Source organism: Tistrella arctica, assembly GCF_039630945.1.
Taxonomy (GTDB): Bacteria; Pseudomonadota; Alphaproteobacteria; order Tistrellales; family Tistrellaceae; genus Tistrella; species Tistrella bauzanensis.
In genome coordinates this window covers 135,349-158,593 of sequence record NZ_JBBKTV010000009.1, presented here as the reverse complement: position 1 = coordinate 158,593, position 23,245 = coordinate 135,349, and the positions used below count along the sequence as shown (strand labels likewise).

At 63.1% G+C, this 23,245-nt stretch carries 30 protein-coding genes and 1 pseudogene; 23 read left to right on the top strand and 8 right to left on the bottom strand.

The window, feature by feature from the left end; all coding sequences use genetic code 11:
* Positions 1–25 precede the first annotated feature (25 nt).
* From arfB to WG924_RS20795, 3 genes are read right to left on the bottom strand one after another with little or no spacing between them, the layout of a single operon-like run.
* Positions 26–472 (bottom strand): alternative ribosome rescue aminoacyl-tRNA hydrolase ArfB, encoded by a 447-nt coding sequence (gene arfB / locus WG924_RS20805; RefSeq protein WP_345934972.1) that lies wholly within the window; start codon positions 470–472, stop codon positions 26–28.
* Positions 473–486: 14 nt separating this feature from the next.
* Complete coding sequence (locus WG924_RS20800) at positions 487–639, bottom strand: hypothetical protein (RefSeq protein WP_345934971.1); 153 nt, start codon at positions 637–639, stop codon at positions 487–489.
* A gap of 15 nt (positions 640–654) precedes the next feature.
* Positions 655–1,818: a Panacea domain-containing protein gene (locus WG924_RS20795; protein WP_345934970.1), complete on the bottom strand. Its 1,164-nt coding sequence runs from the start codon at positions 1,816–1,818 to the stop codon at positions 655–657.
* Between the two features lie 418 nt (positions 1,819–2,236).
* Here WG924_RS20795 and WG924_RS20790 point away from each other — a divergent pair, with 418 nt between their 5' ends.
* The 11 genes and pseudogenes from WG924_RS20790 to WG924_RS20740 form a co-directional block, all read left to right on the top strand.
* A complete protein-coding gene (locus WG924_RS20790) occupies positions 2,237–2,776 on the top strand; it encodes a peroxiredoxin (protein WP_345934969.1) in 540 nt (179 codons plus the stop codon).
* Between the two features lie 263 nt (positions 2,777–3,039).
* A complete protein-coding gene (gene ahpD, locus WG924_RS20785; protein WP_345934968.1) occupies positions 3,040–3,570 on the top strand; it encodes an alkylhydroperoxidase, AhpD family in 531 nt (176 codons plus the stop codon).
* Between the two features lie 249 nt (positions 3,571–3,819).
* Positions 3,820–5,019 carry a tyrosine-type recombinase/integrase gene (locus WG924_RS20780; RefSeq protein ID WP_028240170.1) on the top strand — a complete coding sequence of 400 codons (1,200 nt, stop codon included), beginning with the start codon at positions 3,820–3,822 and terminating at the stop codon, positions 5,017–5,019.
* Entirely contained in the window at positions 5,016–5,315 is a 300-nt protein-coding gene (locus WG924_RS20775) for a hypothetical protein (protein ID WP_033045758.1), read from the top strand. The genes WG924_RS20780 and WG924_RS20775 overlap by 4 nt, the downstream gene beginning before the upstream one ends.
* A 13-nt stretch (positions 5,316–5,328) precedes the next feature.
* Positions 5,329–5,712 (top strand): type II toxin-antitoxin system RelE/ParE family toxin, encoded by a 384-nt coding sequence (locus WG924_RS20770; RefSeq protein ID WP_028240169.1) that lies wholly within the window; start codon positions 5,329–5,331, stop codon positions 5,710–5,712.
* Positions 5,696–5,998: a helix-turn-helix domain-containing protein gene (locus WG924_RS20765; RefSeq protein ID WP_028240168.1), complete on the top strand. Its 303-nt coding sequence runs from the start codon at positions 5,696–5,698 to the stop codon at positions 5,996–5,998. The genes WG924_RS20770 and WG924_RS20765 overlap by 17 nt, the downstream gene beginning before the upstream one ends.
* Positions 5,999–6,077: 79 nt before the next feature.
* The gene (locus WG924_RS20760) at positions 6,078–6,545 is read left to right on the top strand and encodes a TIR domain-containing protein (protein WP_028240167.1); all 468 of its coding nucleotides are present in this window, start codon (positions 6,078–6,080) and stop codon (positions 6,543–6,545) included.
* Positions 6,545–7,171: an Nmad2 family putative nucleotide modification protein gene (locus WG924_RS20755; RefSeq protein ID WP_033045760.1), complete on the top strand. Its 627-nt coding sequence runs from the start codon at positions 6,545–6,547 to the stop codon at positions 7,169–7,171. Before WG924_RS20760 ends, WG924_RS20755 begins: the two co-directional genes overlap by 1 nt.
* 3 nt (positions 7,172–7,174) lie before the next feature.
* Entirely contained in the window at positions 7,175–8,305 is a 1,131-nt protein-coding gene (locus tag WG924_RS20750; protein ID WP_028240166.1) for a nucleoside triphosphate pyrophosphohydrolase family protein, read from the top strand.
* Positions 8,306–8,307: 2 nt separating this feature from the next.
* Positions 8,308–8,970, top strand: a complete 663-nt coding sequence (locus WG924_RS20745; protein ID WP_071534888.1) for a uracil-DNA glycosylase — start codon at positions 8,308–8,310, stop codon at positions 8,968–8,970.
* Between the two features lie 60 nt (positions 8,971–9,030).
* A pseudogene (locus WG924_RS20740) lies at positions 9,031–9,144 on the top strand (JAB domain-containing protein); the annotation flags it as partial.
* Positions 9,145–9,226: 82 nt separating this feature from the next.
* On the opposite strand, the gene thcA reads toward WG924_RS20740, so the two are convergent.
* The 4 genes from thcA to WG924_RS20720 form a co-directional block, all read right to left on the bottom strand.
* A complete protein-coding gene (thcA, locus tag WG924_RS20735) occupies positions 9,227–9,796 on the bottom strand; it encodes a Thoeris type III anti-phage system protein ThcA (RefSeq protein ID WP_033041349.1) in 570 nt (189 codons plus the stop codon).
* The gene (gene thcB4 / locus WG924_RS20730) at positions 9,793–10,980 is read right to left on the bottom strand and encodes a Thoeris type III anti-phage system protein ThcB4 (protein WP_033041350.1); all 1,188 of its coding nucleotides are present in this window, start codon (positions 10,978–10,980) and stop codon (positions 9,793–9,795) included. The genes thcA and thcB4 overlap by 4 nt, the downstream gene beginning before the upstream one ends.
* Positions 10,977–11,579, bottom strand: a complete 603-nt coding sequence (locus WG924_RS20725) for a TIR domain-containing protein (protein ID WP_033041352.1) — start codon at positions 11,577–11,579, stop codon at positions 10,977–10,979. Before WG924_RS20725 ends, thcB4 begins: the two co-directional genes overlap by 4 nt.
* A gap of 105 nt (positions 11,580–11,684) precedes the next feature.
* Positions 11,685–12,161 (bottom strand): TIR domain-containing protein, encoded by a 477-nt coding sequence (locus tag WG924_RS20720; RefSeq protein WP_033041353.1) that lies wholly within the window; start codon positions 12,159–12,161, stop codon positions 11,685–11,687.
* 625 nt (positions 12,162–12,786) lie between these two features.
* On the opposite strand from WG924_RS20720, the gene WG924_RS20715 reads away from it, so the two are divergent.
* The 4 genes from WG924_RS20715 to WG924_RS20700 all read left to right on the top strand — a co-directional run bounded on the left by WG924_RS20715 (position 12,787) and on the right by WG924_RS20700 (position 17,101).
* Complete coding sequence (locus WG924_RS20715) at positions 12,787–13,614, top strand: DUF932 domain-containing protein (RefSeq protein ID WP_028240164.1); 828 nt, start codon at positions 12,787–12,789, stop codon at positions 13,612–13,614.
* A 79-nt stretch (positions 13,615–13,693) separates the two neighbouring features.
* The gene (locus WG924_RS20710) at positions 13,694–15,757 is read left to right on the top strand and encodes a ParB/RepB/Spo0J family partition protein (RefSeq protein ID WP_028240163.1); all 2,064 of its coding nucleotides are present in this window, start codon (positions 13,694–13,696) and stop codon (positions 15,755–15,757) included.
* Between the two features lie 61 nt (positions 15,758–15,818).
* Positions 15,819–16,028: a hypothetical protein gene (locus WG924_RS20705; RefSeq protein ID WP_028240162.1), complete on the top strand. Its 210-nt coding sequence runs from the start codon at positions 15,819–15,821 to the stop codon at positions 16,026–16,028.
* Positions 16,029–16,786: 758 nt separating this feature from the next.
* Entirely contained in the window at positions 16,787–17,101 is a 315-nt protein-coding gene (locus tag WG924_RS20700) for a DUF736 domain-containing protein (RefSeq protein ID WP_014646114.1), read from the top strand.
* Positions 17,102–17,171: 70 nt separating this feature from the next.
* On the opposite strand, the gene WG924_RS20695 is transcribed toward WG924_RS20700, so the two are convergent.
* Positions 17,172–17,465: a helix-turn-helix domain-containing protein gene (locus WG924_RS20695; protein WP_015476703.1), complete on the bottom strand. Its 294-nt coding sequence runs from the start codon at positions 17,463–17,465 to the stop codon at positions 17,172–17,174.
* A 318-nt stretch (positions 17,466–17,783) separates the two neighbouring features.
* Between WG924_RS20695 and WG924_RS20690 the strand changes: the two genes are divergently transcribed.
* From WG924_RS20690 to WG924_RS20655, 8 genes are all read left to right on the top strand, one after another.
* Positions 17,784–18,134 carry a DUF2958 domain-containing protein gene (locus tag WG924_RS20690; RefSeq protein ID WP_015476702.1) on the top strand — a complete coding sequence of 117 codons (351 nt, stop codon included), beginning with the start codon at positions 17,784–17,786 and terminating at the stop codon, positions 18,132–18,134.
* A gap of 335 nt (positions 18,135–18,469) precedes the next feature.
* Positions 18,470–19,267, top strand: a complete 798-nt coding sequence (locus tag WG924_RS20685; RefSeq protein ID WP_028240160.1) for a DUF2285 domain-containing protein — start codon at positions 18,470–18,472, stop codon at positions 19,265–19,267.
* 75 nt (positions 19,268–19,342) lie between these two features.
* Positions 19,343–19,627 carry a helix-turn-helix transcriptional regulator gene (locus tag WG924_RS20680; RefSeq protein WP_026069907.1) on the top strand — a complete coding sequence of 95 codons (285 nt, stop codon included), beginning with the start codon at positions 19,343–19,345 and terminating at the stop codon, positions 19,625–19,627.
* 14 nt (positions 19,628–19,641) lie between these two features.
* On the top strand, positions 19,642–20,511 hold the full coding sequence (locus tag WG924_RS20675; protein WP_028240159.1) for a replication initiator protein A: 870 nt from the start codon (positions 19,642–19,644) through the stop codon (positions 20,509–20,511).
* Positions 20,512–20,752: 241 nt separating this feature from the next.
* Positions 20,753–21,391: a ParA family partition ATPase gene (parA, locus tag WG924_RS20670; RefSeq protein ID WP_015476698.1), complete on the top strand. Its 639-nt coding sequence runs from the start codon at positions 20,753–20,755 to the stop codon at positions 21,389–21,391.
* The gene (locus tag WG924_RS20665; RefSeq protein WP_023094609.1) at positions 21,388–21,651 is read left to right on the top strand and encodes a hypothetical protein; all 264 of its coding nucleotides are present in this window, start codon (positions 21,388–21,390) and stop codon (positions 21,649–21,651) included. Before parA ends, WG924_RS20665 begins: the two co-directional genes overlap by 4 nt.
* The gene (locus WG924_RS20660; RefSeq protein ID WP_015476696.1) at positions 21,648–22,205 is read left to right on the top strand and encodes a DUF2840 domain-containing protein; all 558 of its coding nucleotides are present in this window, start codon (positions 21,648–21,650) and stop codon (positions 22,203–22,205) included. Before WG924_RS20665 ends, WG924_RS20660 begins: the two co-directional genes overlap by 4 nt.
* Positions 22,202–22,801 carry a S26 family signal peptidase gene (locus tag WG924_RS20655; RefSeq protein WP_028240158.1) on the top strand — a complete coding sequence of 200 codons (600 nt, stop codon included), beginning with the start codon at positions 22,202–22,204 and terminating at the stop codon, positions 22,799–22,801. The genes WG924_RS20660 and WG924_RS20655 overlap by 4 nt, the downstream gene beginning before the upstream one ends.
* Positions 22,802–23,245 lie beyond the last annotated feature (444 nt).

Below are 23,245 nucleotides of genomic sequence, written 5' to 3'. Positions count from 1 at the left end.
GCATAGTGGTGACCGCAGGCATCGGTCAATCCATCGCACCCGGCCGGCCCCGGGCACGCTTCACCGATGCACGTCGGGTCTTCTCGTCCAGGCGTCGGCGCTTGGCGCCAAGGCTGGGCCGGGTCGGCCGCCGTTTCGGATCGCGGTGGCGGGCCTGGGCGATCATCCGACGCAGACGATCGCGAGCGTCCTCGCGGTTGCGCTCGCGGCTGCGGAAGCGATCGGCCAGGATCAGGATGCAGCCGTCATCGGTGGCGCGGCTGCCGGCCAGTTCCAGCAGCCGGCGGCGGGTCTCGTCGTCGCCCACCCCCTCGGCATCCGCCACCCGGAAGCGCAGCCGCACGGCGGTCGACACCTTGTTGACATTCTGGCCGCCGGGGCCCGATGCCAGCAGATATGTTTCCTCGATCGCCCGCTCGTCGAGACGGACACCACGGGCGACACGATCGATATCGTCATCCTTCAGGCTCATGGCCGTCAGGATGGTCAGCCGGCGCCGCCGATGCAAGCCGGATCGACGACCATCATCGGCGACTTTGGTCGAGAGGCCGGATCGCCGGGCCGCAACTGTGCCACCAAGACAGCCACCGCGATCTTGGCATGAATTGATGTCATCTTGCTGAATGACCGACCGATCATCACCGCGCGCTCTGCTCACCGCCGGGGCGCGAACACCCGGGTGGTGCGGCGCGGCCGGGTCAGATCCGCCAGATCGCCCATGGTATCGGCGAGCGCGTCGCCGATGGTCGGACCCTCGGCCTTGCGCTGGCGGCTGGCCTCGGCCTCGGCGCGACCGATATGGCGCAACCGCTCGGGCCGCCACGGATCGGCGGCCACCGCCTTGCCGGCGCCGGCGCCACGGATGCGGCCGGTCTGGCGGCGGCGATCGCGCAGCAGGGCACGCACCAATGCCCGGGCCGCCCGGTCGTCGAGCGCGGCCTTGTCATCGCGCCCGCCCGCGTCCGCGATCGCGTCGCCGTCTGCCGCAGCACTCCGACGGCGATCGGCCCGGGCGGATCCCGACGACCTGATCCGCCCCGCCGCGGGCGGGGGCGCCCGGCGCCCCGCACCTGCCAGCAATTCCGCGGCGATGGTTTCGGGGCGGCTGGTCGGCGGCTCGTCGGCCGGCAGCCCGCCGGGCCGGCCCACCAGCCGGTCCGCGACCTCGGCGCGGCTGACCCGCCGCGCGGGCGCCCAGCGCGCCGGGCGGCCTGGTGTGCCGCTGGTGGGGATGGCCGGCGCCGACGTGCCGGCGTCCATTGGGGGTGTGGATCCCGCGCTCTTGCCCGCCTCTTGGGGCGTGGTCGGCGACGGTATCGATGGCGGTGGATTGCCGCGGGCGGCGCGGCGCTCAATCTCGGTCGCGGCGGCGGCGGTCATGCCCCGGCGGGTTCGTTCCGACAGGCCGCGCAGCTCGCGCGCCAGCACATCCAGCGGCACCTCGGCGCCAAGCCCGCCATCGCGGGCCAGCCGCCAGGTCTCCAGCCCGCCGATCAATGCGTTCAGCCGATCGAGTTCCAGCGCGCCAAGGCCGGCCCAGACCGTGTCCATGAACCGTTCCACCAACGGCGGCAGGGGCTGGATCGCCAGCGTCGCCGCATCGATGCGCAACAGATCGGGCGCGCGCGGGCCCATATCGGTCACCACGAACATCGCCGGCATCAGCCGGCCGCGACCGGCGGCGGCGAACTGGCCCAGGGCCAGGAACAGCAGCGCATGCAGCTTGGCGGGCGACAGCACCCGGCCATCGGCCCGCGCGCGCCGCGCCAGCCATCCGGCCACGTCGTGGCTGCTTTCCACTGCAATCCGCATCTGCATCCACCTCACGTTTCCGTGCCCCGGACCCCTTGCAGGCACAGCATACGGTGCCCAACTTAACCGCGACTTAAGAATCTGCCGTGTCGGCTGCGTTTTCATGGCGACGAGGGAGGGCAGGCCGCGGAACGACGGGTGCCTGGAACAGCCGGCATGACAGTTTTTAGAATTCTTCTAAAAAGAGCCTTGCGCTCACCTGCCCCGGCTGGTATATCCGGTTCGACACGGATTGGAATGGTTCTAAGGTGTAGCGCCGGGCACGGTGCCGCAAGGAACCGGCGCCACAAGGAACCGGCACCACAAGGAACCGGGCCACCGATGCAGATTTCGATCGCGGCCGGCGCCCGGCCACGATCAGGGAACCAAGGTTGCCGCCCCCGGCCGACGGGGGCTTCACTCCAAGAGACAAGAGGCAGGATCCATGCTGACGATTGGTGATAAGTTCCCCTCGTTCAAGGTCAAGGCGACCGTTTCGACCGACCTGAAGGACGCGTTTACCGAGATCGACGAGAACACCTATTCGGACAAGTGGAAGGTCTATTTCTTCTGGCCGAAGGATTTCACCTTCATCTGCCCGACCGAGATTGCCGCCTTCGGCAAGCTGAACGGCGAATTCGCCGATCGTGACGCGGTCGTCCTCGGCGGCAGCACCGACAGCGAGTTCGTGCATCACGCCTGGCGCGTCCACAAGGAAGAGCTGAACGACCTGCCCTTCCCGATGCTCGCCGATGTCAGCCATGCGCTGTGCAACGCCCTCGGCATCCTGCACAAGCAGGAAGGCGTGGCACTCCGCGCGACCTTCATCGTCGATCCGGACAACATCATCCGCCATGTGTCGGTGAATGACCTCGATGTGGGCCGCAACCCGCAGGAAGTCATCCGCATCCTCGACGCGCTCCAGACCGACGAACTCTGCCCCTGCAACTGGCAGAAGGGCGAGGACACCCTGAAGGTGGCCTGATCCGGCTCTCACTGCCGGGCGGCCCCTGCCCGCACCACTGACCGGTGCGGCCGGGGGGCGCCCGGCGGCGCGACCAGAGACCGGCCCGGCCAAGCGCCGCAGGGCCGGTCTTTTTTTGCCGCCGGACACGGCACATTCACCGTCGTCTCCATCACCCCGCCGCGTCGACGCCCCGGCCGTGTGTCCGCCGCGCTGATCACCAGCGTGCCGCAGGGCCATGGCGCAGGCGGCTCCGCAGCCCGCACCAGGAAGAGAGTATCCAGATGTCGATCGAAGCCCTGCGCGGCACCCTGCCGGACTATGCCAAGGATCTGAAGCTCAACATCAGCAACGTGCTTCAGTCCGACAATCTGACCGCGCAGCAGATCTGGGGCACGGCCCTTGCCTCGGCGCTGGCCTCGCGCAATGCGGCGCTGACCAAAGCGGTCGCCGCCGATGCCGACGCCCAGCTCAGCCCCGAGGCGCAGAAGGCCGCCCGCGCCGCCGCCGCGATCATGGGCATGAACAACATCTATTACCGCTTCTCGCATCTGGTGTCCGACAAGGAGTATGCCGGGATGCCCGCGAAGCTGCGCATGACGGTGATCGGCAGGCCCGGTGTCGATCATGCCGATTTCGAGCTGTGGTCGCTGGCGGTTTCGGCGATCAATGGGTGCGGCATGTGCATGGACAGCCACGAAAAGGTGGTGCGCGACAAGGGCATCAGCCGCGAAGGCGTGCAGGATGCGATCCGCATTGCCTCGGTGATCCATGCGGTGGCCGCGGTGCTCGACGGCATGGACGCCCTCGCCTGACCGGCCGGCGACCCGCCGCCCGCCACCCGGAGCCCGACACCCCCGCGGTACGTGCCACGGGGGTGTTTTTTTGTTTGACGATGACTCCAGCCCGGTACTTCGCTGGACTGCGCCGTAGCTCGATGAAGCAGGTTTATCAAGGACTTACGCGCGTCCATCATATGCCGGTGCTTTCTGAAACTTGACCCGGTTTTCCCTCGCGCCGCTCCTATCTGGCTCTTGGAATTCGGGTCGTTCCAAGGAGTCATCATGGCGAAGATCAAGCTCACCAAGACCGCCGTAGAGTCGGCGCAACCCCAGGCCAAGGACATCGAACTACGGGATACCGTGGTGCCGGGTTTCCTCTGCAAGATTACCCCGAAGGGCCGTCGGGTGTTCATGCTCCAGTACCGCACGAACTCCGGGCAGCCCCGCAAGCCCTCGCTGGGCCTGTTCGGGGAACTGACCGTGGAGCAGGCCCGCGTCATGGCGCAGGACTGGCTGGCCGAGGTTCGCCGAGGCGGCGACCCCGGCGGCGCCAAGGCCGAGGCGCGCAAGGCGCCCACGGTCGAAGCGCTGTGCAAGAAGTTCATGGAGGACTACTCCAAGAAGCGCAACAAGCCGAGCACGCAGCGCGGCTATCAGGCCGTCATCGACCGCTGCATCGTCCCGCTGATCGGCCGCAAGAAGGTGCAGGACGTGAAGCGGCCCGACATTGCCGGGCTGATGGAGAAACTGGCCTACAAGCCCGCCGAGGCGAACAACGCCTTCGGCGTGCTGCGCAAGATGTTCAACCTGGCCGAAGTGTGGGGCTACCGCCCGGACGGCACGAACCCGTGCCGCCACGTCCCGATGTACCCGCCCGGCGAGGAAACCCGGCTCATCGTGGACGACGAACTGGCGCTGATCTTCCGCCAGTTGGAGAAGCTGGAGGCGGAAGGACTGGAGAACTACGTCATCCCGCTGGCGATTCGCCTGCAATTCGAGTTCGCCGGCCGCCGCTCCGAAATCTGCATGCTTGAATGGGATTGGGTCGATCTGGAGAACCGGCGCGTGGTCTGGCCCGACAGCAAGACCGGCGGCCTCTCCAAGCCCATGAGCGCGGAAGCCTATCGACTGTTCTCGACGGCACCGCGCCGAGAAGGTTGCCCCTACGTCCTGCCTTCGCCCAACGACCCGACCAAGCACCTGACCTTTGGCGAGCACTATGGCGGATGGTGCCGGGTGCTCAAGGCAGCCGGCGTCCCACACGTCGGCACGCACGGCATCCGCCACCGCTCCACGACCGACATTGCCAATTCGGGAGTGCCGACCAAGGTAGGCATGAAGCTGACGGGCCACAAGACCGTGGCGATGTTCATGCACTACGTCCACACCGAGGACAAGCCGGTGCGGGATGCTGCCGAACTGGTGGCGAGTCGGCGGCAGGCCATCACGGGCGCGCGGCGCCCTGCGGAGGCCACGGCATGAGCAAGAGGACGCTTTCGGTGGCGCCCCCCGCTGCCTTGGCGGCCGACTATCCCCGTTCCGCAATTTCCGAGACAGTGTCTGGGAAATTCGGCCTCGCCGAGCTGGCCAAGGTCTTCACGCTGCCGTGGTCGGCCTATGCGCTGCTGATTTCGGTCAAGGATGCCCGCGGATCGGTGGCCGGCATCCCGTCCAGTCGGCTCCGATTGTCGTGCCGGCGTCACGACAATCGGGCGGGCCATCCCTTCTATCTAGGTGCTACACCGGAGACTGGAAAAGTATGCCCGTTTCGGGTATAGTTTGGAGGTCGAAATGACGGTCATCCTCAAGCGCAAGGACTTTGCACGCTGGCAGTCGGGCGAGAAGCTGTCCGATGCCGCGTTGTGCAAGGCGGTTCAGGAGATGGAAAGCGGTCTGATCGACGCGGACTTGGGCGGCTCCCTCTACAAGAAGCGGGTGGCCCGCCCCGGTGGTGGTAAAAGCGGCGGCTACCGCACACTGGTATCGGCCAGGATCGGCAGCCGCTACGTGTTCCTGCATGGGTTCCCGAAGAACGACAAGGCGAACATCACGCAGGACGAGAAGAAGGCGCTGCAATTCGCCGGCAAAGCGTTCTTGCAACTGTCCGGGGAAACGTTATCGAAGGCGTTGCAGTCGGGCGTGTTATTGGAGGTGCATTGTGAGCAAGATCATTGAATCCCTGCGTGACGACCTGGCCACGCTTCATGAAGTGGGTGCGATCAGCAAGGTGACGATGCGCGAGTTCGACGCGATCTGCCCGCCGCCAGTGCGGGAGTTTGGCGCCGAGGACATTAGGCGCCTACGGGAGACGCTGAAATTCAGCCAGCCGGTGTTCGCGCATCACCTGCACACCTCGGCCTCGACCGTGCGCAAGTGGGAGCAAGGTGAAACCCGACCCGCTGGCCCGGCGCTGAAGCTGCTCAACATCATCGCCGACAAGGGGCTCCGGGCGATCCTTTGATTGATCTGCGTTTTCTGCCATAACCACCTAATTTCAGTTACGATCTTTTACGCTATCAAAACGTCGATGGAGGTGACAGATGGCAGAGAAAAGGAACGTGTTTATCAGCCATGTCCATAAGGACGATCATGGGCTCCAAAAGCTCAAAGATCTGCTGGCTCCGAAAGGGATGGATGTAAGGGACTCCTCCATCCATACAGGAAAGTTCAACAACGCCACGGATGAGCATTACATCAAGACGCAGATTCTGGCCCCAGCGATAAACTGGGCGGGCGTATTTATTTGCTACGTCTCACCCCAGACGAAAGATAGCGACTGGGTGACCTGGGAAATCGAATATGCAGCCAAGCAAGGCAAACGTATTGTTGGCATCTGGGAGCATGGTGAGAAGGAATGCGACATTCCTGAGGCACTGAAAGAATACGCCGATGCCTTGGTCGGCTGGAATGGTGACTCAATCATTGATGCGATCAACGGAAAAGATACATGGGAAAAACCCGACGGTGGCGCCTGTGATCCGGTTCCTCTGAAAAGGCATCCCTGCTGATGGCACGTGTCCACTCCTACGTGGTGCGGTACGACAGTGGTTTCGCACCCAATCCCTTTTACGAATACTGCACGCTTGCAACCTGCAAGCCAAATATCCGCAAGGGCGCTGACATCGGTGATTGGGTGGTAGGCAGTGGCAGCAATGATCGAAGTGTTCGGCGAGGCGGGTATCTGGTTTATGCGATGCAAGTCACCGAAACGATGACATTTGATGAATATGGGGCAGATCCACGGTTTGAATCTAAAAAGCCCTATCGCAACGGTAGTCGGAAGCAAAGTTGCGGGGACAATATCTACTTCAGAGCCGCACCAGCGGCCGTCTGGCAGCAACGAGATTCCTTTCACTCTCGCCCCGATGGTTCACTTAATCCTGATCACGTCACTCGCGACACGGGTGTAAACAGGGTTCTCATCAGCAATGACTTCGTGTACTTCGGAGGAGAGGGGCCGGAGTTCCCGGAAGAGCTAAAAGACCAGCAAGGCCGGTCTCTATGCAAAACAGGAATAGGTCTAACTACTTTTGACGATCCAAAACTGATTGCGAACCTAGAGCAATGGGTTCGTAGCTTTGGGCTGAATGGATATCAGGGCGCTCCATTCGAATGGCTGACGCTTCGGAGGTAACCGATGCACAAGGAAGGTTCTCTGCTGCTTTCGGACTACGCTTCGGAAATTGCAGCTACGGATGTACTCAGTCCAACCGATTTCAATCCTGTCCTTCAAGGGCTTTATGGGGAAGTCGGTGGAATAATGTCTACTGTCAAAAAACATGTCCGGGAAAAATCTGCGTACCCTGGTTTCAGAAGGGCGGCGGAAGAAGAATTCGGTGATACGCTTTGGTATTTGGCTGCGATCTGCCGGCGCATGCAAGCTCCACTTGAAGATATCTTTGCCGAGGCGGCGAATCACGGGAACTTCAAGAACATAGGGGCAGCAAGCGACATAGCCGAAGGTGCATTCGCTTACATCGCCATGCCTGTGGCGGCCCCTGCGTCGTTGGACATTACCTTGGTACGCTTGGGGCAGGCGGCCGCAGCTCTGCTGGGAAGTGGGCCTGCGCGCAATGACGTGGTCACCTTCGCGCGAGCCTATCTCGATGCAATCCATGCCGCAGAGTTGGCGTTCTCGGACGTAGCGCGGGGGAACCTCCGGAAAGCTAGGGGTGCATTCTTGGAGCCACAGGCGGTTGACCTGATTGGCCTTGATTTCGATAGCGAGTTTGGAATAGAAGAGCAGCTCCCTAGAGAGTTCAAGATCCGAGTCAATCAACGCGGTAGCGGCAAAAGCTATCTCCAATGGAATGGCGTATTCATAGGTGATCCCCTGACCGACAACATCGCTGACCGAGATGGCTACCGATTTCATGATGTTTTCCATTTTGCATATGCAGCCATCTTGCATTGGTCACCTGTAATACGGGCATTGATCAAGCACAAGCGAAAGAGCCAGTCCAAATATGATGAAGAGCAAGACAGCGGCCGGGCAATCGTCGTTGAGGAAGGGCTTACGGCATGGATTTTCTCTAGAGCCAAGGAATTAAACTATTTTGAGAATCAAGAAAAGGTTTCCCTTGGGATTCTCAAAACCATTGAAGAGTTTGTGAGTGGCTATGAGGTTGAGAAGTGCCCGCTAAAGCTTTGGGAAAAAGCCATCATGGACGGATATTCCGTATTCCGTCAAATCAAGAAAAATCAAGGCGGCTGGATCATCGGCAACCGAAAAGAACGCACCCTACAATATATGCCGCTTGAGTCTTAAGAATGAAAATCCACCCCTTTGTTGAATCAGTTTCCTCGCTGCAATTTGAGGACTGCTTCAATCCTTATTCTGATCGCTGTGAAGTTCATGATCGTCGAGACGCGCCCCGCCGCCGCGCCGCCGCACTTTCCGCATTATTGCGTCGCGCTTCAGAGGAGCCTGTAGATGCGATTTGGATCGGTCGAGATTTGGGGTATCGCGGAGGCCGCCGAACTGGGTTGGCCCTGACTGACGATGTTCACATGAGCCAACATGCCAAACGTTGGAATGTCGATCTGGCTCCAGAACGGCCCACAGTCGGCAATGCCGTAGCCGAGCGAACCGCTGCGGTTATATGGGGAATGCTAGAGCACATTGATGCTCGCATCTTTCTCTGGAATGTTTTCCCACTTCACCCTCATGAATCAGGGGATCCGTTCACCAACCGGCAACACAACGCCCGTGAAAGGCGAGCCGGCGAAGAGCTACTACAACAGCTCATCGTTCTGCTTCGTCCCTCGCGCATCGTCGCCATCGGCAACGATGCTGCCGCAGCCGCTCATCGAATCACGGATAGCGTGCCTGTTATCTGCGTGAGGCATCCGAGCTATGGCGGACAGACGCAGTTTCAAGGGCAAATCTCTGAACTGTATGGACATCCAATGAAGACTGGATCGCTGTTCTGACGAATTGCTCCAGCATTTTAGCGAGCGGATACCGCCCCTTCTATCCAACTCGCCAGGTTTTCACTGATGCAGCGACTGAAAGAGGCTCTGACGCTGGTGGAGGTGCGCACACTGGATCACGTCGTTGTGGCCGGGCAGGAAACAACTTCATTTGCAGAGCGAGGGCTATTGTGAACCGAGGGGGCTGCACAGGCGGCCCCATTTTTTTATTCGCTCCATCAAGCTTACTGAACGCAGTTACTGCAAAATTTCCCGGCTAATCCACAGGCAGAAGCTTTCGACGAAATAAGCTGGAATAGGTTCGGTCGCGTGAAAAAATTGGATCATATTCTCCCTGTTGATAAATTATTTTGGCGGCGGCCCCTGTTGTTGAAAGCGGGAGCACTGTAGCTTTGGGATGGTGTTCGACGAACAATTTATGCTCCTCATAGATCCCCTCCATGCCGCCGACGAACACCGCTGCGCTGAAACGGCGGCTTTCGATCATTGCTTGCCTCATGGCCGTCAAACTGGCTTCTCTGTTGCCATCAACCGCTGGCACCATATGCACGTCGACGAACTCCGCTAGCTCAGGAGGCAATCGACCCTCAAAAAGCTTACTTTGGTAAATCGCCACCCTGTTGCGGTCAAGGTTTGCCTCGCGGGAAAAGAGAGCCAATAGCGGCGTTATCGCCGGATGGCCGCCGCACGTGATTCGTCCAATCGGCAACACTACTTCAACCAAAGCCTTGATTGCTTCCCGTATAGCAAGAACATCGGCGGTGTCGAAAAATACCCGATTGCGATCAGGCAAAGGCACGCTGGCAGATAGAAATATATCTATCATGCGGTGAGCTCCTTCAGAAGTTGTGGCGCCTTCGACATTTGCACGGCCCGGATCGGCAAATACGAGTCAAGCCAATCTAGGTGAGAGAGCCACGTTCTCAGTACACCTCTATTGTCGTAAATCACCCATATTTCTCTCGTCTCAACAGTGGGGTTGGTAATGGCTTCGAACACTTCGTTGATGCGATCAGCGGTTGGTATTCCCACTGCCGGTACGATCGCCAGCGTTCGATTGGACTCGGTTTTGAGAGAAATCCAGCCTTCAATCTGAACACTTGGATCAAGTCCCTCGTCGCGGGCGGCGTCGCAAAAGTTATCGACCAAATATCGGTGGCGGGCGGCAATTGCTGGTGCGCGTAGCCGTTCGACCTCGTCGCAAATTCTCGTCACCAATCCCTTCGTGGCCCAACGCCCCCGCATTGGAATAAATCCAAAGAAGTCCCGACGCCTAAGCTTCATGAAGTGGCTGAAGGACGATGCAGGGTCTTCCTTTTGCCCCGGCCATAGTAGGTGCAAGATTTGCACATTGGTCGCGTTTGCGCGCGCCAATTCTTCAGCCGTCCAACGACCTTCTCTGAAGCCAGGTGTGTCGATCAGCACCACGACATCGGAATCCGACATCCTGTGCCAGAGTTGTGATTGGAAATCTGCGGCTGGAGGCACTGACCTCACGTCGATGAAAACGTCAAAGCCACGAGCATCGAGCGCATCGTACAACCGATCGGCCAGCGGCTGAGACCCTGTTCGTTTGTAACTGATGAAAAGTCGTCGCTCACGTCGCAACAGCCTAAATGTCTCAAGGACTAGCGTAACGAGGCGGGTGATGCCTTCATCGTTGGTGCCCAATACAATAGCATTGACATGTCTGAGCTGCGGCGGAATTTCTGCATGAACCTGGGACAAATCCGAAACGACCGGAGCGATAACGATCGAGTCATCAATCAACTCCGTCACAAGTGCGGTATCGGCAGTGCTTTCCGACGAGCCGAAAAATACTGCCATCACCGGCGATTTTAAGCTGCGGTTAGAGGCGTTGGCATCGCTGAGAAACGTAATTGCGTTGCTCGGAATCCCGAGCCCCTGAAGCGCCAGATCAACGCTACGGCGGAGGCGAGTGTCATGCCCATGGACCGCACCCAGCAGGATAAGCTGGTAGGGTGATCTCATGCTTGAGTTCTCGCTCATCGGCCAGCCATTCCCGCAGCAGTTTCAATCCATCCGCCAATATTTTTCCTGCCATCCTGGCCTATGAAATCGTAACTCAGGCAGTGATTTGACAGTTGGACTACGCTATTCGTTTTTGGTGCTGTGAACCACAGATCACCCTCAGGAATCGCAAGCGTGTAATCTGCGTAGGCCACCCACTTTCCGTCCTTCCACTCGGCGAGATATATGCCGCGATCGGTTCTATAAAGTCCCATCTGCGCCAATGGATCAGCACCCTTTGTAGATGTCGCTTTGTCTTTATTCTGGACACCGTGAATGAAAACGGTTAGCAAGCCGTTTCCCTTGATAACACTGCGAGCAATTTCGTAGCGCACCCATCGCCGTGACCATGTATGGGTTCCAGCAAGGACACAAGTTACCGAAGTATTCTCCAACCCCTTGCGGAGAAAAGTCTTTAGTGCATCGTCACTCTCTTTTTTCGATGCCTCAAACACGCTGCTGTCAAAGAAGCCCCGGCTTTCCTCATCGGATTCCTTCACAACCCAACTGTTGCGGACATTCCAGGCGCGCCATACATCAGGCTCATAGTGAAAAGAAAAGAATGTTCTGCGTGGCATTTTGACTCCATCTATTACACTAAACCCAGGCAAATTTGGATGTAGGTGACCCGCATCCTCCACAGCAAACGACACCTCGCAGGATGCAATTCAGATATTGCCGGTTCATCGTGCCTTTATAGCGTCGCTGACCCAAGTTTCAATATTCGACTTGATGTAGTCATACACATTGGTGCTGGTGGTGTATGGCGGATCGTAGACTTTACCCGTGACAGCTTCTCCATCAACGGTGAGGCCTGTAAACGGATTAGATCCTTTCGACGACTGATTTCCGTCTGAGTCTTTCAGATTGTGGACATGGATGGCGAGTACACCCAGCCCGTCCTTCCAGGCTTTCTTTATCTCGTGTTTGACCCAGCGGCGGCTGGCAGTCTTCTCGCCCACAAGTACGACAAGGCATTCTTTGCCTTTCATGTTGTCGGCGATCCATTTTTTGATGGCATCATCGCCTGCTTTCTTGATTTCTTCCCATTTGTTCGAATCCAGTAGAGGCTGTTTTTCGATAGCTCCGATTTGCCGAACTTGCGACACGCGCCAACTATCCTGTTTATAGTGAAAGCTCAGAAAGCATTTATTCGCCATGACTTATCTCCATTTGTCGTTGGTGCTTCGATGAAGCAAATCTCGAATTGAGGATTGCGATAGTTATTTAACTGAAGTCGTAATTAATCGCTGGCTTGAAATACTTTCTTGTAAATTTCCTTACAAATGATAGCTGAAAGTGTGCGCCTGCGTCTCCGCTTCGCGGACCGCGCTGCTCCAGGTTCGCTATTCGCTCATCCCTGACGGGACTGGCATTCGCCAGCCTTCCACATCCCTGACGCCTCCGGCCCGGCTTCCAGCTTCGGGCCTGCGCGCTTCGCTTGCGTGCGGTCAGCACAAAGGGATGGCCGTTGCCTTGTCCAGCCGTCTCCCCTGACTTCATCACCTTACCCGCGACCGTAGCCCGCTCCCGTGTGCCGTCAAGGCGCGCAGGGCCGTGTCCTCGGCTGCGCCTGCGGGCCGCACCAACCCTGCGCTTGTCTCCTTGACGGCCCCCGTCCGCGCGCTCCTTTGGCCGCGGGCGATGAACTCAGGAAAGACGGTGGCAACAGGGCCAACCGGGTTCCTCGTGCCGACCGCACCGAACAGCCGAAAGGCTGGGCTCCGAATCTAGGAATCCGGTGTGCGGTTTGAACAGCAAACCCTTTTCGTCAGGAGAAATGCAATGCAACTCGCATCCCGATTCGCTTCCCGTTCCCCGTCGCTGCGCAGCGATTACCCGCTGTCCGATGACCAAATCCGCCGTGTGGCCCCGTCCATCTTCGCGGACGCGCCGCACGAAAGCCGTTCCGAACGGTACGCCTATATCCCCACCGCCGCCGTGCTGGCGGAACTACGCAAGGAAGGGTTTGAACCCTTCATGGCAGCGCAAACCCGCGTGCGCCACGACGACCGCCGCGACTACACCAAACACATGCTGCGCCTGCGCCACGCCAGCCAGATCAACGGCGCGGAGGCTAACGAAATCGTGCTGCTGAACTCGCATGACGGCACGAGCAGCTATCAGATGCTGGCCGGAATGTTCCGGTTCGTGTGCAGCAATGGCCTTGTCTGCGGCGACACGGTGGCGGACGTGCGCGTGCCCCACAAAGGCGACGTGGCCGGTTCCGTCATCGAAGGCGCTTACGAAGTCTTGCGCGGCTTCGACCGCGTGCAGGAATCCCGCGATTCCATGCGCGCCATCACCTTGAACGATGGCGAATCCGAAGTGTTCGCCCGCGCCGCGCTGGCCCTCAAGTACGACGACCCCGACAAGCCCGCGCCCATCACGGAATCGCAAATCCTGATGCCGCGCCGCTTTGATGACCGCCGCCCGGACTTGTGGAGCGTGTTCAACCGCACGCAAGAGAACCTGACCCAAGGCGGCCTGCGCGGGCGCAGCGCCAACGGACGCCGCCAGCAAACCCGCCCGGTACAGGGCATCGACCAGAACATCCGCCTCAACCGTGCGCTTTGGCTGCTGGCCGATGGCATGCGCCAGTTGAAAGCCTGAACCCCCACGCGGCAGGGGCAGGCAGCAGCCCTTGCCGCTTCTCTCGCTGCTGCATCCCTAACCGCAAGGAGTTATCACCATGAACGCCGTTACCCAAACCGAAACCCGCGCCATCGAAACTGCCGCGCCGCTGGAAGTGGCCGACCCGAGCAAGAACCTGATTTTGGTTCCACTCTCGCAGTTGCTGCCGCGCCGCTCCAAGCGCAACGCACGCAAGACCCCGCGCCTGTCCATTCCCGAACTGGCCGCGAGCATCGCCCGCATCGGCCTGCTGCAAAATCTCGTCGTCATCCTCGCCGCCGATGGCGAGCAGTACGAAGTGGTGGCCGGCGACCGCCGACTGACCGCGTTGAAGCTGCTGGCGAAGAAGAAGCGCATCCCTGCCGACTACGAAGTGGCGTGCCTGCTGGTGCCCGATGCTTCGGCCCGTACCGTCAGCCTCGCGGAAAACCTGCTGCGCGAGCAGATGCACCCGGCCGACCAGTTCGAGGCGTTCGCCGCACTGGTCAAGGAAGGCCGCCCCATCGAAGACATTGCCGCCGACTTCGGCGTGACCCCGCTGGTGGTGCAGCGCCGTCTCAAACTCGCCAACGTCTCGCCGCGCCTGCTGGCCGACTACCGCGCCGGAGCCGTCACCCTGGAACAGTTGATGGCCCTGACCATCACCGACGACCACGCCGCGCAGGAAAGCGCGTTCTACGGTGCGCCAGAATGGCAGCGTGGCGCGTCCGCGCTGCGCGAACGCCTGACCGAACGCGAAATCGACGCCACGCATCCGCTGGTGCGCTTCGCCGGGCTGGACGCCTACACGGCGGCGGGCGGCGGCATCCGCCGCGACCTGTTCGCGGAAGGCGATGCCGGAACCTACCTGACCGACGCCACGCTGCTGGAAACGCTGGTGCGCGGCAAGCTGGATGCGCTGGCTGGGGACGTGCGCGCCGAGGGTTGGGCGTGGGTCGAAGCCGTGCCGCACATGAGCTACGCCGAGCGGCAGGCGTTCCAGAACGCACCGCGCCAGCGCCGCGAACCGAGCGCCCGCGAAGCCCGCCGCATCGCCTCGCTGCAAACCCGCCTCGACAAGATCGACACCGAACTGGAAGAAGCCTACGACGCCGAGGACGAGGACAAGACCGAAGCGCTGGAACCGCGCCGCGAACAGGTTGCCGGGGAACTGCAAGCCGTGGAGGAAGCCTTGCAGGGCTACGCCCCGGATGTGCGCGCCGTGGCCGGCGCCATCGTCACCCTCGACCGCAGCGGCGAAGCCGTGATTCATCGCGGGCTGCTGCGCGAGGCAGAAGCCAAGGCGCTGCGCACGCTGGAACGCTTGCGGCAGGGTTTCGGCAGCGCGGAAGGCGAGGCCGGGAACGACGACGAAGGCGAGGACACCGAGCAGCCCAAGGCCGCGAGCCTGTCCGACCGGCTGGCGCAGCGGTTGAGCGCGCACCGCACCGCCGCGCTGCAAATCGAAGTCGCCCGGCATCCGCAAGTCGCGCTGGCCGCGCTGGTGCATGGCATGGTGCAGAGCGTCTTGCAGGACAACCACTACGGCCACGACTTGCCGCTGGGCGTGAGCCTGAAAGTGCAAGACCGGCTGGAAGGCATGGCCCCCGACTGGCCCGAGTCGCCCGCCGCCGTCGCCCAGCGCGAGTTGCAGCAGGTCGCGGGCGAAGCGCTGCCGCAGGACAGCGCCGAACTGTTCGTCGCGCTGCTGGCGATGGAGCAAGGCGAACTGGTGCGGCTGCTGGCGGTATGCGTAGCGGCGACCGTGGACGTGGTGACGCCTCGCGCCACTGCGCACCAGCCGGGCGCGGAACTGGCGCAGGCTGTGGGGCTGGACATGGCCGCATGGTGGCAGCCCACCGCAGACGGGTATTTCCAGCATGTGCCGAAGGCCGCGATTCTGGAAGCCGTGGGCGAGTTCGCACCGTCGCACGCTGCACGGCTGGCGAAGTTGAAGAAGGCCGACATTGCCAGCGAAGCGGAACGGCTGGCCGATGGTACGGGCTGGATGCCCGCCATCTTCCGCACCGAAAGCCCGCAACAGGACGCGCAGGCCGTGGCAGTGGATGCGGGCGCCGAAGCGCCGGAGGAAGTCGCCGCCGTGGCGGATGAGCTGCCGCAGGCCGAGGCACTGGCCGCGTGATCCTGCACCGCAGATAGCGCCCCGGTTCCGGCCGGGGCGCTTCACGCCAAGGATTCCTATCATGAGCCGCAACACCACGGACCGCCCGCGCATGGCGGCGATCTATGCCCCCGGTACGGTACGCGCCCGCCGCTGGCACGGCGATGGCGACGTGCGCGGCTACCGTCCGCCGCGTGGCTGGACGGCCCGCGCCGACCTGACCGACCTACATCCCATTACCGGCCACACCTTGCCGCGTGCCGCGTGGTGGATTGTCGAAACCAAGGAATAACGAGCAGCACCGGCCCCAAGCCGTTCCGCCTTGGGGCCGGTGGTCAAAAATCCGGGGCGTCGGTGGCCGCGCCCGGTTCCAACGTCGAAGTCAAAATCGCCCCGTTGCCGCCTTCGTCCAGGCGGCAACGGGGCGGACGTGCAAGTGCCTTGCACGCGACACGTCCATCGGTGCCCGCTGGCGCGGGCAAGGTTTCGATGGCGCCCCGCCGCAATGGGCGGGGCTTGTAGGGCTACGCCCCGGCTTGCTGCGGCAGGTTGTGCGATAGCGTGCCGTCCCCGACGCTGGCGATTCGCGCCTGTACGTCACGAAGGGCGATTCACCGACACGCCACCCGGCCTCGCTATGGAGCATCCACACCACGCCTCAAGCATGTGGTCGCGCGCTGCGGCAGGGGCGCTCTGGCCTTGTCGTCGGGGCTTTGACCTGGTTCGCGTCAGGGCGCAAGCCGGTGCAGCCGTCACGCGGGGATGCCGAGTCGGCCATGTCTCCTTTCGGGGGCGGGCGGCCCGTGCGTCCTTGGCTTGTCGTGAATCCTGGCGAGGGAACGGCTACGCCTTGGGCTTCATGGCCGCAACCTTCCAGCGAAAACAATTTCCCCGCCGCTGCGCGGCTTCCTCGCGCGGCAAATTCTTTTCGCTTCCAGGTTCTCCACGGTGTTGCGACCGCTGCGCGGTGCGGCCAGCCCATCCCCCGCCGGCCGGATCACAACAAGGACGCACTGGCGCGACCTTGTTCAACCCGAAAGGAGAAACATCATGGCTAACATCGGCACCTTCACCGCAGAGAAAGACGGCTTCACCGGCCAGCTCCGCACCCTGACCCTGAACGTCAAGGTCAAGCTGGTTCCCAACGACAAGGGCGACAGCGAGAACGCCCCCGACTTCCACCTTCAGGCGGCCGGCCACGAGATCGGCGCGGCGTGGAAGAAGACCAGTGAGGCCGGGCGCGAGTACCTGTCCGTGAGCATCGACGACCCTTCGTTCCCGGCGACGGTCTATGCCCGCCTGATCGAGAACGAGGACGGCACGCACGACCTGATCTGGTCGCGCAGCAAGCCCAAGGCAGCCTGACGGCCGCCCACCGCGCCCCGTCCATTGCGGCGGGGCGCCGTGCTGCTGGCGCAGCACGTCACGCACGCGCCTACGGCGTGTCGCGTTCCTTCAACACCGCCTCCAGCTCCTGGCGCACCTGCGCCAGAAGCTGATCGGCCCTGCGCGTGCTGTCGCCGGCATAGGCCAGCGTCAGCAACGTGAGCGGATGCACGTCCATGACCTCGCACAGCTCGGTCAGCTTGTGCATGGTCGGGCTCTTCAGGTCGCGCTCCAGCAAACTCAGGTAGGTACGGCTGGACACGTCGGAGAACGCTTCCTGGCTCAAGCCGCGCGCTTTCCTGACCGTCCGTATTGCTGTCGCCAATGAGTCTTTCGCCGCCACCTATGGTTTTCCTTAGAAAACCAAGATGACAGCCGATTGCGCACTATAGGGCTACAAACTATAGTGCGCATTTGGTGTCGTTGATTTCCGTATTCGTGCCTTTGCAGAAATCCGCATGGGCGGATTCCGACAGAATCTGGGAACCGCATCTGTGTCTTTCCTGGCCTGCGCAATTCCGCTTCCGCGTTTCCGTGCATGTACGGATTCGATGGCTTGCGCCTTCGTGCTTTCCCGCCAAAGCACGCATCCGCTTCGGCGGTTCCGCGCTTCGGTGGAAAATCGTATCCGTGCATCCTCGGATGCGTGGGGATTCGGGCCATGACCCAGCCGCTCGTCACCGCTGAACAGCGGGCGCAACTGCTCGCCGTCGGCGCGGCACGCGCCGCTGGCCGAAGCATCGACCCAATGCCGGCGGTGCGACTGTTCACCCCCGACGCGCACGCCACCTGGCTGCTGGCCGCGCTCGACCCGGCCGATGGCGATACGGCATGGGGGCTGATCGACCTGGGAATAGGCATGCCCGGCCTGGGCCATGTGAAGCTGTCCGATCTGGCGTCCATCGTCGGGCCGCACAAGCAACCTGTGATGCGCGATCGCTACTTCCAGCCCGTGCGGCGGCTGTCGGAGTACCTGCGGCTGGCCGAGGAAAACGGTTCGATCACCGACTGAGCAGTCCCAGCCAACGACGGCGCATTCTGACTATTTCAGTCTTACCCAAGACCTGATTGGTCTGAATCCGCACTCTTGCACCGAAGCGGTGCGCTTCTGATGCAAACAGTCATGATCTATGGCGCGGGCTGCTGCACGGTGCTCCATGCTGCGCACCATTTTTGTGGCGCGCAACCGTCGCATTCAGACGATTTCCGCAATGCCCTGGAGCCAATCGGTCTTGACACCGCAGTTACAGAGTACCCCGATTTCGATGACGACTTGATGGCGACTCGATAGCTCCCGCACAGCGGAATCCGTGGCGACGTTCCTGCTGAATGACAGGAGGCTGCGTCATGGCTGACCCGAGCGCCGAACACTGGTATCCGACCGCCGCGTATCTCTACATGCTGCACCTCGACGGCCCCGCGCTGGCGTGGGAATACCTGCGTCGCCACCCCGACTACCGCCGCGACTGGCTGCGCCGCCGCCGCCGGCCAGAGGCCGCCGCGCGCTGGGGACTGCGCCTGCTGGAAGATCCCGCCCTGGATGCGCGCGACGCGCACCCGGCCTGGTTCCCCGATCACGATGCGGTAGTGCAGCTCTACCCGGACGCCGACCCGCCGCCCGACGCGGTGGCTTTCGCGTTCTGGTGCCTTCCCGGCCAGAAGCACCTGATCCACGACGGCAAGCGCCTGGTGCTGCTGACACGCTGGCTGGGCTGCTGCCTGCGGCTGGTGATCGCTCCCGGCCTGGCCGACGGCATGGCTTACGCCTATGCCATTCGCGCCTGCGCCGCATCCTGCGGACGCTATCAGGCGCTGGCGGCCGAACTGGACAAGCTGGCCGCCGCTGGCGATGCAGCGCCAGCGGGAACGGCACGGTCGCGGCCGGCACCCGCTGCGCTGCTGGAGTTGAACACGCTCCAGGCGCTCGACGGCACCCTCGCGGGCGCGTCCCTGCGCGACGTGGCCGAAGGGCTGTTCGGCGTCGATGCTGTCGCCGCCGACTGGTACGCCGATAGCGCCTTGCGCGCCCGCGTGCGGCGACTGGTGCACCGGGGCGATGCGCTGATGCGCGGCGGCTATCGCCGCCTGGCACAGCTTCCGCCCGTTGCACAGGGACGCGCTGCATCCCCTGCAAAACGTCCCTGAGCAGGAAGCCTTGCTTTCTTGAAAGTGCCTCTATCCGGCCGCGTGGTGTGGCCGGGCTTGATGGAGGTACATCCCATGCGACCCGCTCCCTTGCGGCCTGCCGCCGCTGCTGTCGCTGCGCCCGTGCAGCCCCAACGCTACCTGACCAACGACGAAGCCGCCGAATACCTGCGTCTGTCGCCGCGCACGCTGGAGAAACAGCGCGTGATCGGCGGCGGCCCGAAGTTCCGCAAGTTCGGCCGCCGCGTCATGTACGCGGTGGCCGACCTCGATGCCTGGGCCGACCAGCGCAGCTACGAGGCCACGTCCGACCCGGAATATGCCGAGCGTCACGCGGGCGACTACCGTGATGGCCGCTGATCGTCGGCTCGCCGGTGGCCATCGTCATGTCCAGCCCATCGCTGCCGTCGGGGCAGCGATCGCAGCAGCGGGAACAGCTCGACCTGTTCCGCGCGCTGCCGGGCGACGGCATGGCGCCGCGCGACAGCCAGGACTTGATGGCCTTTCCGTTCTTCTCGCTGGCGAAGTCGCGGCGCACGGCGCCGATCGACTTCCGCAGCGGGAACATCACCATCCGCGTGGAAGGCACGGCCGAGCACGGCATCGCCACGATATGGGATGCCGACGTGTTGATTTGGGCGGCCTCGCAGATCGTGGAGGCGCGCGACGCAGGCATTCGCCCGTCGCGCTGGATACACGCCACGCCCTACGAAATCCTGCGCTTCATCGGGCGCGGCACGTCCTTGAACGACTACCAGCGCCTGAAAGCCGCGCTCGACCGGCTGCAATCGACCAGCGTGGCGACTTCCATCCGCGAAACCACCGGGAGGCGCTTGCACCGCTTTTCGTGGGTGAACGAATGGCGCGAGCTGGCCGACGCCAGCGGCACGCCGCTGGGCATCGAGCTGATCCTGCCGGACTGGTTCTATGCCGGCGTGCTCGATGCCGCCCTGGTGTTGACCATCGACCCGGCCTATTTCCGCTTGAAAGGTGGCATCGAACGCTGGCTGTATCGCCTGGTGCGCAAGCACGGCGGGCGGCAGGAACACGGCTGGCAATTCGACTTCCGGCATCTGCACCGCAAGTCCGGCAGCGCGGCGCGCTTCTCGGACTTCGCCTACGACCTGCGCGTGCTGGTCGCGCGGCAGTCGCTGCCCGGCTACGTCCTGGGCATCGAGTCGATGCCGGACGAGAAGCTGGAACTGCTGACCTTCCGGCCCGTGCCGTTCACGGCACGGGGATAACTGCGGGAAAAGCTGTGGACGGCCTCGTGCTATCAGGAGTGCCGGGTATCGTGCTATCGGGAGTACGCCTATCGTGCTATCAGGAGTACGAAAACGCCGCAAAGCCAGTAACGGCGCGGGTTTGCGACCCCTCTAACTTACCTAACTATAAATCTCTAACTTTTAGTAGAAACGCGTCGTTTCGGTGGACAACCACGAAACGGCACGGCCAGGCCGGCTTTCCAGCAGGGAGGGCCGCGCCATGATCTTCGCGTTTCTCAACCAGAAAGGCGGCGTCGGCAAGACCACACTCGCTACCCACATCGCGGGCGAGCTGGCGATGCGCGGGCTGCACGTCATCCTGCTGGACGCCGACCCGCAGGGTTCTTCGCTGGACTGGACGCAGCGCAGAAGCCAGCAGGGCTTGCCACGGCTGTTCAGCGCCGTGGGCCTCGCCCGCGAAACGCTGCATCAGGAAGCGCCGGAGCTGGCCCGCCGCGCCGATCACATCATCATCGACGGCCCGCCGCGCATCGCCGCCCTGGCGCGTTCCGCGCTGCTGGCGGCCGAGCGCGTGCTGATTCCCGTGCAGCCCAGCCCGTATGACCTTTGGGCCAGCGCCGAGATGGTGGCGCTGATCCGCGAGGCACAGGTGTTCCGGCCTGCGCTGCGCGCGGCCTTCGTCATCAATCGGCGCGTCAGTACCACCATCATCGGCAGGGAAGCACGGCAATCGCTGGCCGAACAGCCGCTGCCGGCGCTGCACAGCGAAGTGCGCCAGCGCATCGTCTTCGCCGACAGCGTGGCCGCTGGCCGGCTCGCCCGCGAAACCGCGCCCGACAGCGCCGCCGCACGCGAGATTGCCGTGCTCACCGATGAACTGCTGCGGTGGCCGACATGAGCAGCCCGCGCAGCAAGCGCGTCGGCATCGGCGCACGTCCGCCCGCGAATCCGCACGCCGAGGCGTGGATTCGCCAGGGCGATGCCGATGCACTCAACAAAGGCGACCTCTACACCGCACGCCTGACGCTCGACGTGACGCCTGCGCTGCGCGCGCGCATCAAGATCGCCGCCTTCGGCCAGGGCGTGACCGTGGCCGAACTGCTGCGCGGCCTGCTGGAGCGGGAGTTTCCCGACAAGCGCCCGGAGAACCTGCCATGAACGGATCCGCCTTGCCTGCCGCTCATGCGGCGACGGCTGCACCGGCTGCTGCGCCGCCGCCTTCGCTTTCGACGCTCGCCGACCAAGCTGGCAGCGTGCCGCTGACTCGCGTATCGCTCGCCTACATCGAACCGCGCTTCAAGCTCTACCTGCGCTTCGGCGAGCCGGCGCGCACGCTGCGGCTCGACCGCTGGCGGCGCTGCGCGGTGTTCCTGCCGCGTGCAATGTTCTGCCGCGTGCGCTGGGAAGCAAACGACTACGGCACGATCCGCTGGCAACTCATGGTGATGCAAGCCGCCACGCCGCTGGACGACATGCAGCGCATCCCCGGCGTGCGGCCGGGCGCACGCCTGCTGCTGCACGCCGAAGGCGAAAACGCGGTGCCTGCCGTGCTGGAACGCATCGACGGCATCGAAGGGCAAGGCATCGCCGCCATCGACGTGTCGCCCGCGTACTGGCGCACGCTGGGCAACCGTCTGGCGGCCCGCCTGGCGCTGCCCGAATACACCGCCGAGCGGCACGCCGCCTGGCTGGCCGGAAAGGCGCTGCCATGACGACCCAATCCAACACCACATGCACGCACGAAGCCGCGCCGCATCCTCGCTCGCGCCTGCGCGTTCGCATCGTGCTGGCGGGCTTCGCTGCCGTCGGCCTCGCTGCGCTGGCCTGGGCGGCTTTCGTGTCGCCGCTGCCGCGTCTGACCTACAACCCGTCCGACAGCGTGGCGGTCGGCTGGTATCGCATCGAACCGTTCGACCCGCGCACCGCCTCGCTGCCACGTCCGTTGTCCGTGGACAGCATCGTGCTGGTGCCGCTGCCCGACAGGGCCGCCATGCTGGCTGCGCAGCGCGGCTACCTGCCGACCCGCGTTCCGCTGCTCAAACGTGTGGGCGCGGTCGCGCCGCAACACGTTTGCATGGTCGCCGGGCAGGTACGCATCGACGGCGTGCCTGCGGCCGCCTCGCTGCCTGCCGACCGGCTGGGCCGGCCGCTGCCATCCTTGCAGCTTTGCCGCCGCCTCGAACCGGGCGAGCTGTTCCTGTTGAGCGTGACCAATCCGGCATCGTTCGACAGCCGCTATTTCGGCCCGGTCAGCGCATCCGCCGTGATCGGCGTCGCGCACCCGGTCTGGCTGGAGACACGCCCATGATGGCCGTCGATTCGCTGCACGTTGCCGTGCCTCTCGTCGTGCCATCGAGCATGTCGTTCCAGTGGCTGCCGCCGTGTCGTCGCGCGTGCAGCGCGGGCGCATTCGCGCCGCGCCTCGCGCAACATCCGGCGCAGCCGTCCAGCGTGCAGGTGTCTTGCCTCGAACGCGCCCGGCCTGCGGCCATTGGCGCGTTCGCCGGCGGGCTGGCTGCAAGCAGCGCAGCGCCGCCGGGCCGCCGACGCCCGGAGCGACAGCGAGGGGCAAAGGCGGAAGGCAAGACAAAAGGACGCGGCACCGGGCCGCGTCGAAAGCCAGTCTGCACATGGGGGTTGCGCGGCACGGAGCGGCTTCGCCGCCGTGCCGCGTGGGGCGCGAAGCCCGCGCCGATGCGGGCGTGTCCGCGTGCTTCGCACGACCGGACACGCCAGAGCTTGCAGGGGGCGC

Excerpts from the sequence above, each read along its gene's own strand:
- WG924_RS20685 (WP_028240160.1), top strand. The coding sequence starts at position 18,470 with ATGGCTGACCCGAGCGCCGAACACTGGTATCCGACCGCCGCGTATCTC.
- WG924_RS20680 (WP_026069907.1), top strand. The coding sequence starts at position 19,343 with ATGCGACCCGCTCCCTTGCGGCCTGCCGCCGCTGCTGTCGCTGCGCCC.
- WG924_RS20790 (WP_345934969.1), top strand. The coding sequence starts at position 2,237 with ATGCTGACGATTGGTGATAAGTTCCCCTCGTTCAAGGTCAAGGCGACC.
- WG924_RS20745 (WP_071534888.1), top strand. The coding sequence starts at position 8,308 with ATGAAAATCCACCCCTTTGTTGAATCAGTTTCCTCGCTGCAATTTGAG.
- WG924_RS20725 (WP_033041352.1), bottom strand. The coding sequence starts at position 11,579 with ATGCCACGCAGAACATTCTTTTCTTTTCACTATGAGCCTGATGTATGG.
- WG924_RS20780 (WP_028240170.1), top strand. The coding sequence starts at position 3,820 with ATGGCGAAGATCAAGCTCACCAAGACCGCCGTAGAGTCGGCGCAACCC.
- thcB4 (WP_033041350.1), bottom strand. The coding sequence starts at position 10,980 with ATGAGCGAGAACTCAAGCATGAGATCACCCTACCAGCTTATCCTGCTG.
- WG924_RS20795 (WP_345934970.1), bottom strand. The coding sequence starts at position 1,818 with ATGCAGATGCGGATTGCAGTGGAAAGCAGCCACGACGTGGCCGGATGG.
- WG924_RS20750 (WP_028240166.1), top strand. The coding sequence starts at position 7,175 with ATGCACAAGGAAGGTTCTCTGCTGCTTTCGGACTACGCTTCGGAAATT.
- WG924_RS20660 (WP_015476696.1), top strand. The coding sequence starts at position 21,648 with ATGAACGGATCCGCCTTGCCTGCCGCTCATGCGGCGACGGCTGCACCG.
- WG924_RS20755 (WP_033045760.1), top strand. The coding sequence starts at position 6,545 with ATGGCACGTGTCCACTCCTACGTGGTGCGGTACGACAGTGGTTTCGCA.
- WG924_RS20710 (WP_028240163.1), top strand. The coding sequence starts at position 13,694 with ATGAACGCCGTTACCCAAACCGAAACCCGCGCCATCGAAACTGCCGCG.
- WG924_RS20665 (WP_023094609.1), top strand. The coding sequence starts at position 21,388 with ATGAGCAGCCCGCGCAGCAAGCGCGTCGGCATCGGCGCACGTCCGCCC.
- parA (WP_015476698.1), top strand. The coding sequence starts at position 20,753 with ATGATCTTCGCGTTTCTCAACCAGAAAGGCGGCGTCGGCAAGACCACA.
- WG924_RS20720 (WP_033041353.1), bottom strand. The coding sequence starts at position 12,161 with ATGGCGAATAAATGCTTTCTGAGCTTTCACTATAAACAGGATAGTTGG.
- WG924_RS20715 (WP_028240164.1), top strand. The coding sequence starts at position 12,787 with ATGCAACTCGCATCCCGATTCGCTTCCCGTTCCCCGTCGCTGCGCAGC.
- thcA (WP_033041349.1), bottom strand. The coding sequence starts at position 9,796 with ATGATAGATATATTTCTATCTGCCAGCGTGCCTTTGCCTGATCGCAAT.
- WG924_RS20775 (WP_033045758.1), top strand. The coding sequence starts at position 5,016 with ATGAGCAAGAGGACGCTTTCGGTGGCGCCCCCCGCTGCCTTGGCGGCC.
- WG924_RS20700 (WP_014646114.1), top strand. The coding sequence starts at position 16,787 with ATGGCTAACATCGGCACCTTCACCGCAGAGAAAGACGGCTTCACCGGC.
- WG924_RS20690 (WP_015476702.1), top strand. The coding sequence starts at position 17,784 with ATGACCCAGCCGCTCGTCACCGCTGAACAGCGGGCGCAACTGCTCGCC.
- WG924_RS20760 (WP_028240167.1), top strand. The coding sequence starts at position 6,078 with ATGGCAGAGAAAAGGAACGTGTTTATCAGCCATGTCCATAAGGACGAT.
- WG924_RS20655 (WP_028240158.1), top strand. The coding sequence starts at position 22,202 with ATGACGACCCAATCCAACACCACATGCACGCACGAAGCCGCGCCGCAT.
- WG924_RS20770 (WP_028240169.1), top strand. The coding sequence starts at position 5,329 with ATGACGGTCATCCTCAAGCGCAAGGACTTTGCACGCTGGCAGTCGGGC.
- arfB (WP_345934972.1), bottom strand. The coding sequence starts at position 472 with ATGAGCCTGAAGGATGACGATATCGATCGTGTCGCCCGTGGTGTCCGT.
- WG924_RS20800 (WP_345934971.1), bottom strand. The coding sequence starts at position 639 with ATGATCGGTCGGTCATTCAGCAAGATGACATCAATTCATGCCAAGATC.
- ahpD (WP_345934968.1), top strand. The coding sequence starts at position 3,040 with ATGTCGATCGAAGCCCTGCGCGGCACCCTGCCGGACTATGCCAAGGAT.
- WG924_RS20705 (WP_028240162.1), top strand. The coding sequence starts at position 15,819 with ATGAGCCGCAACACCACGGACCGCCCGCGCATGGCGGCGATCTATGCC.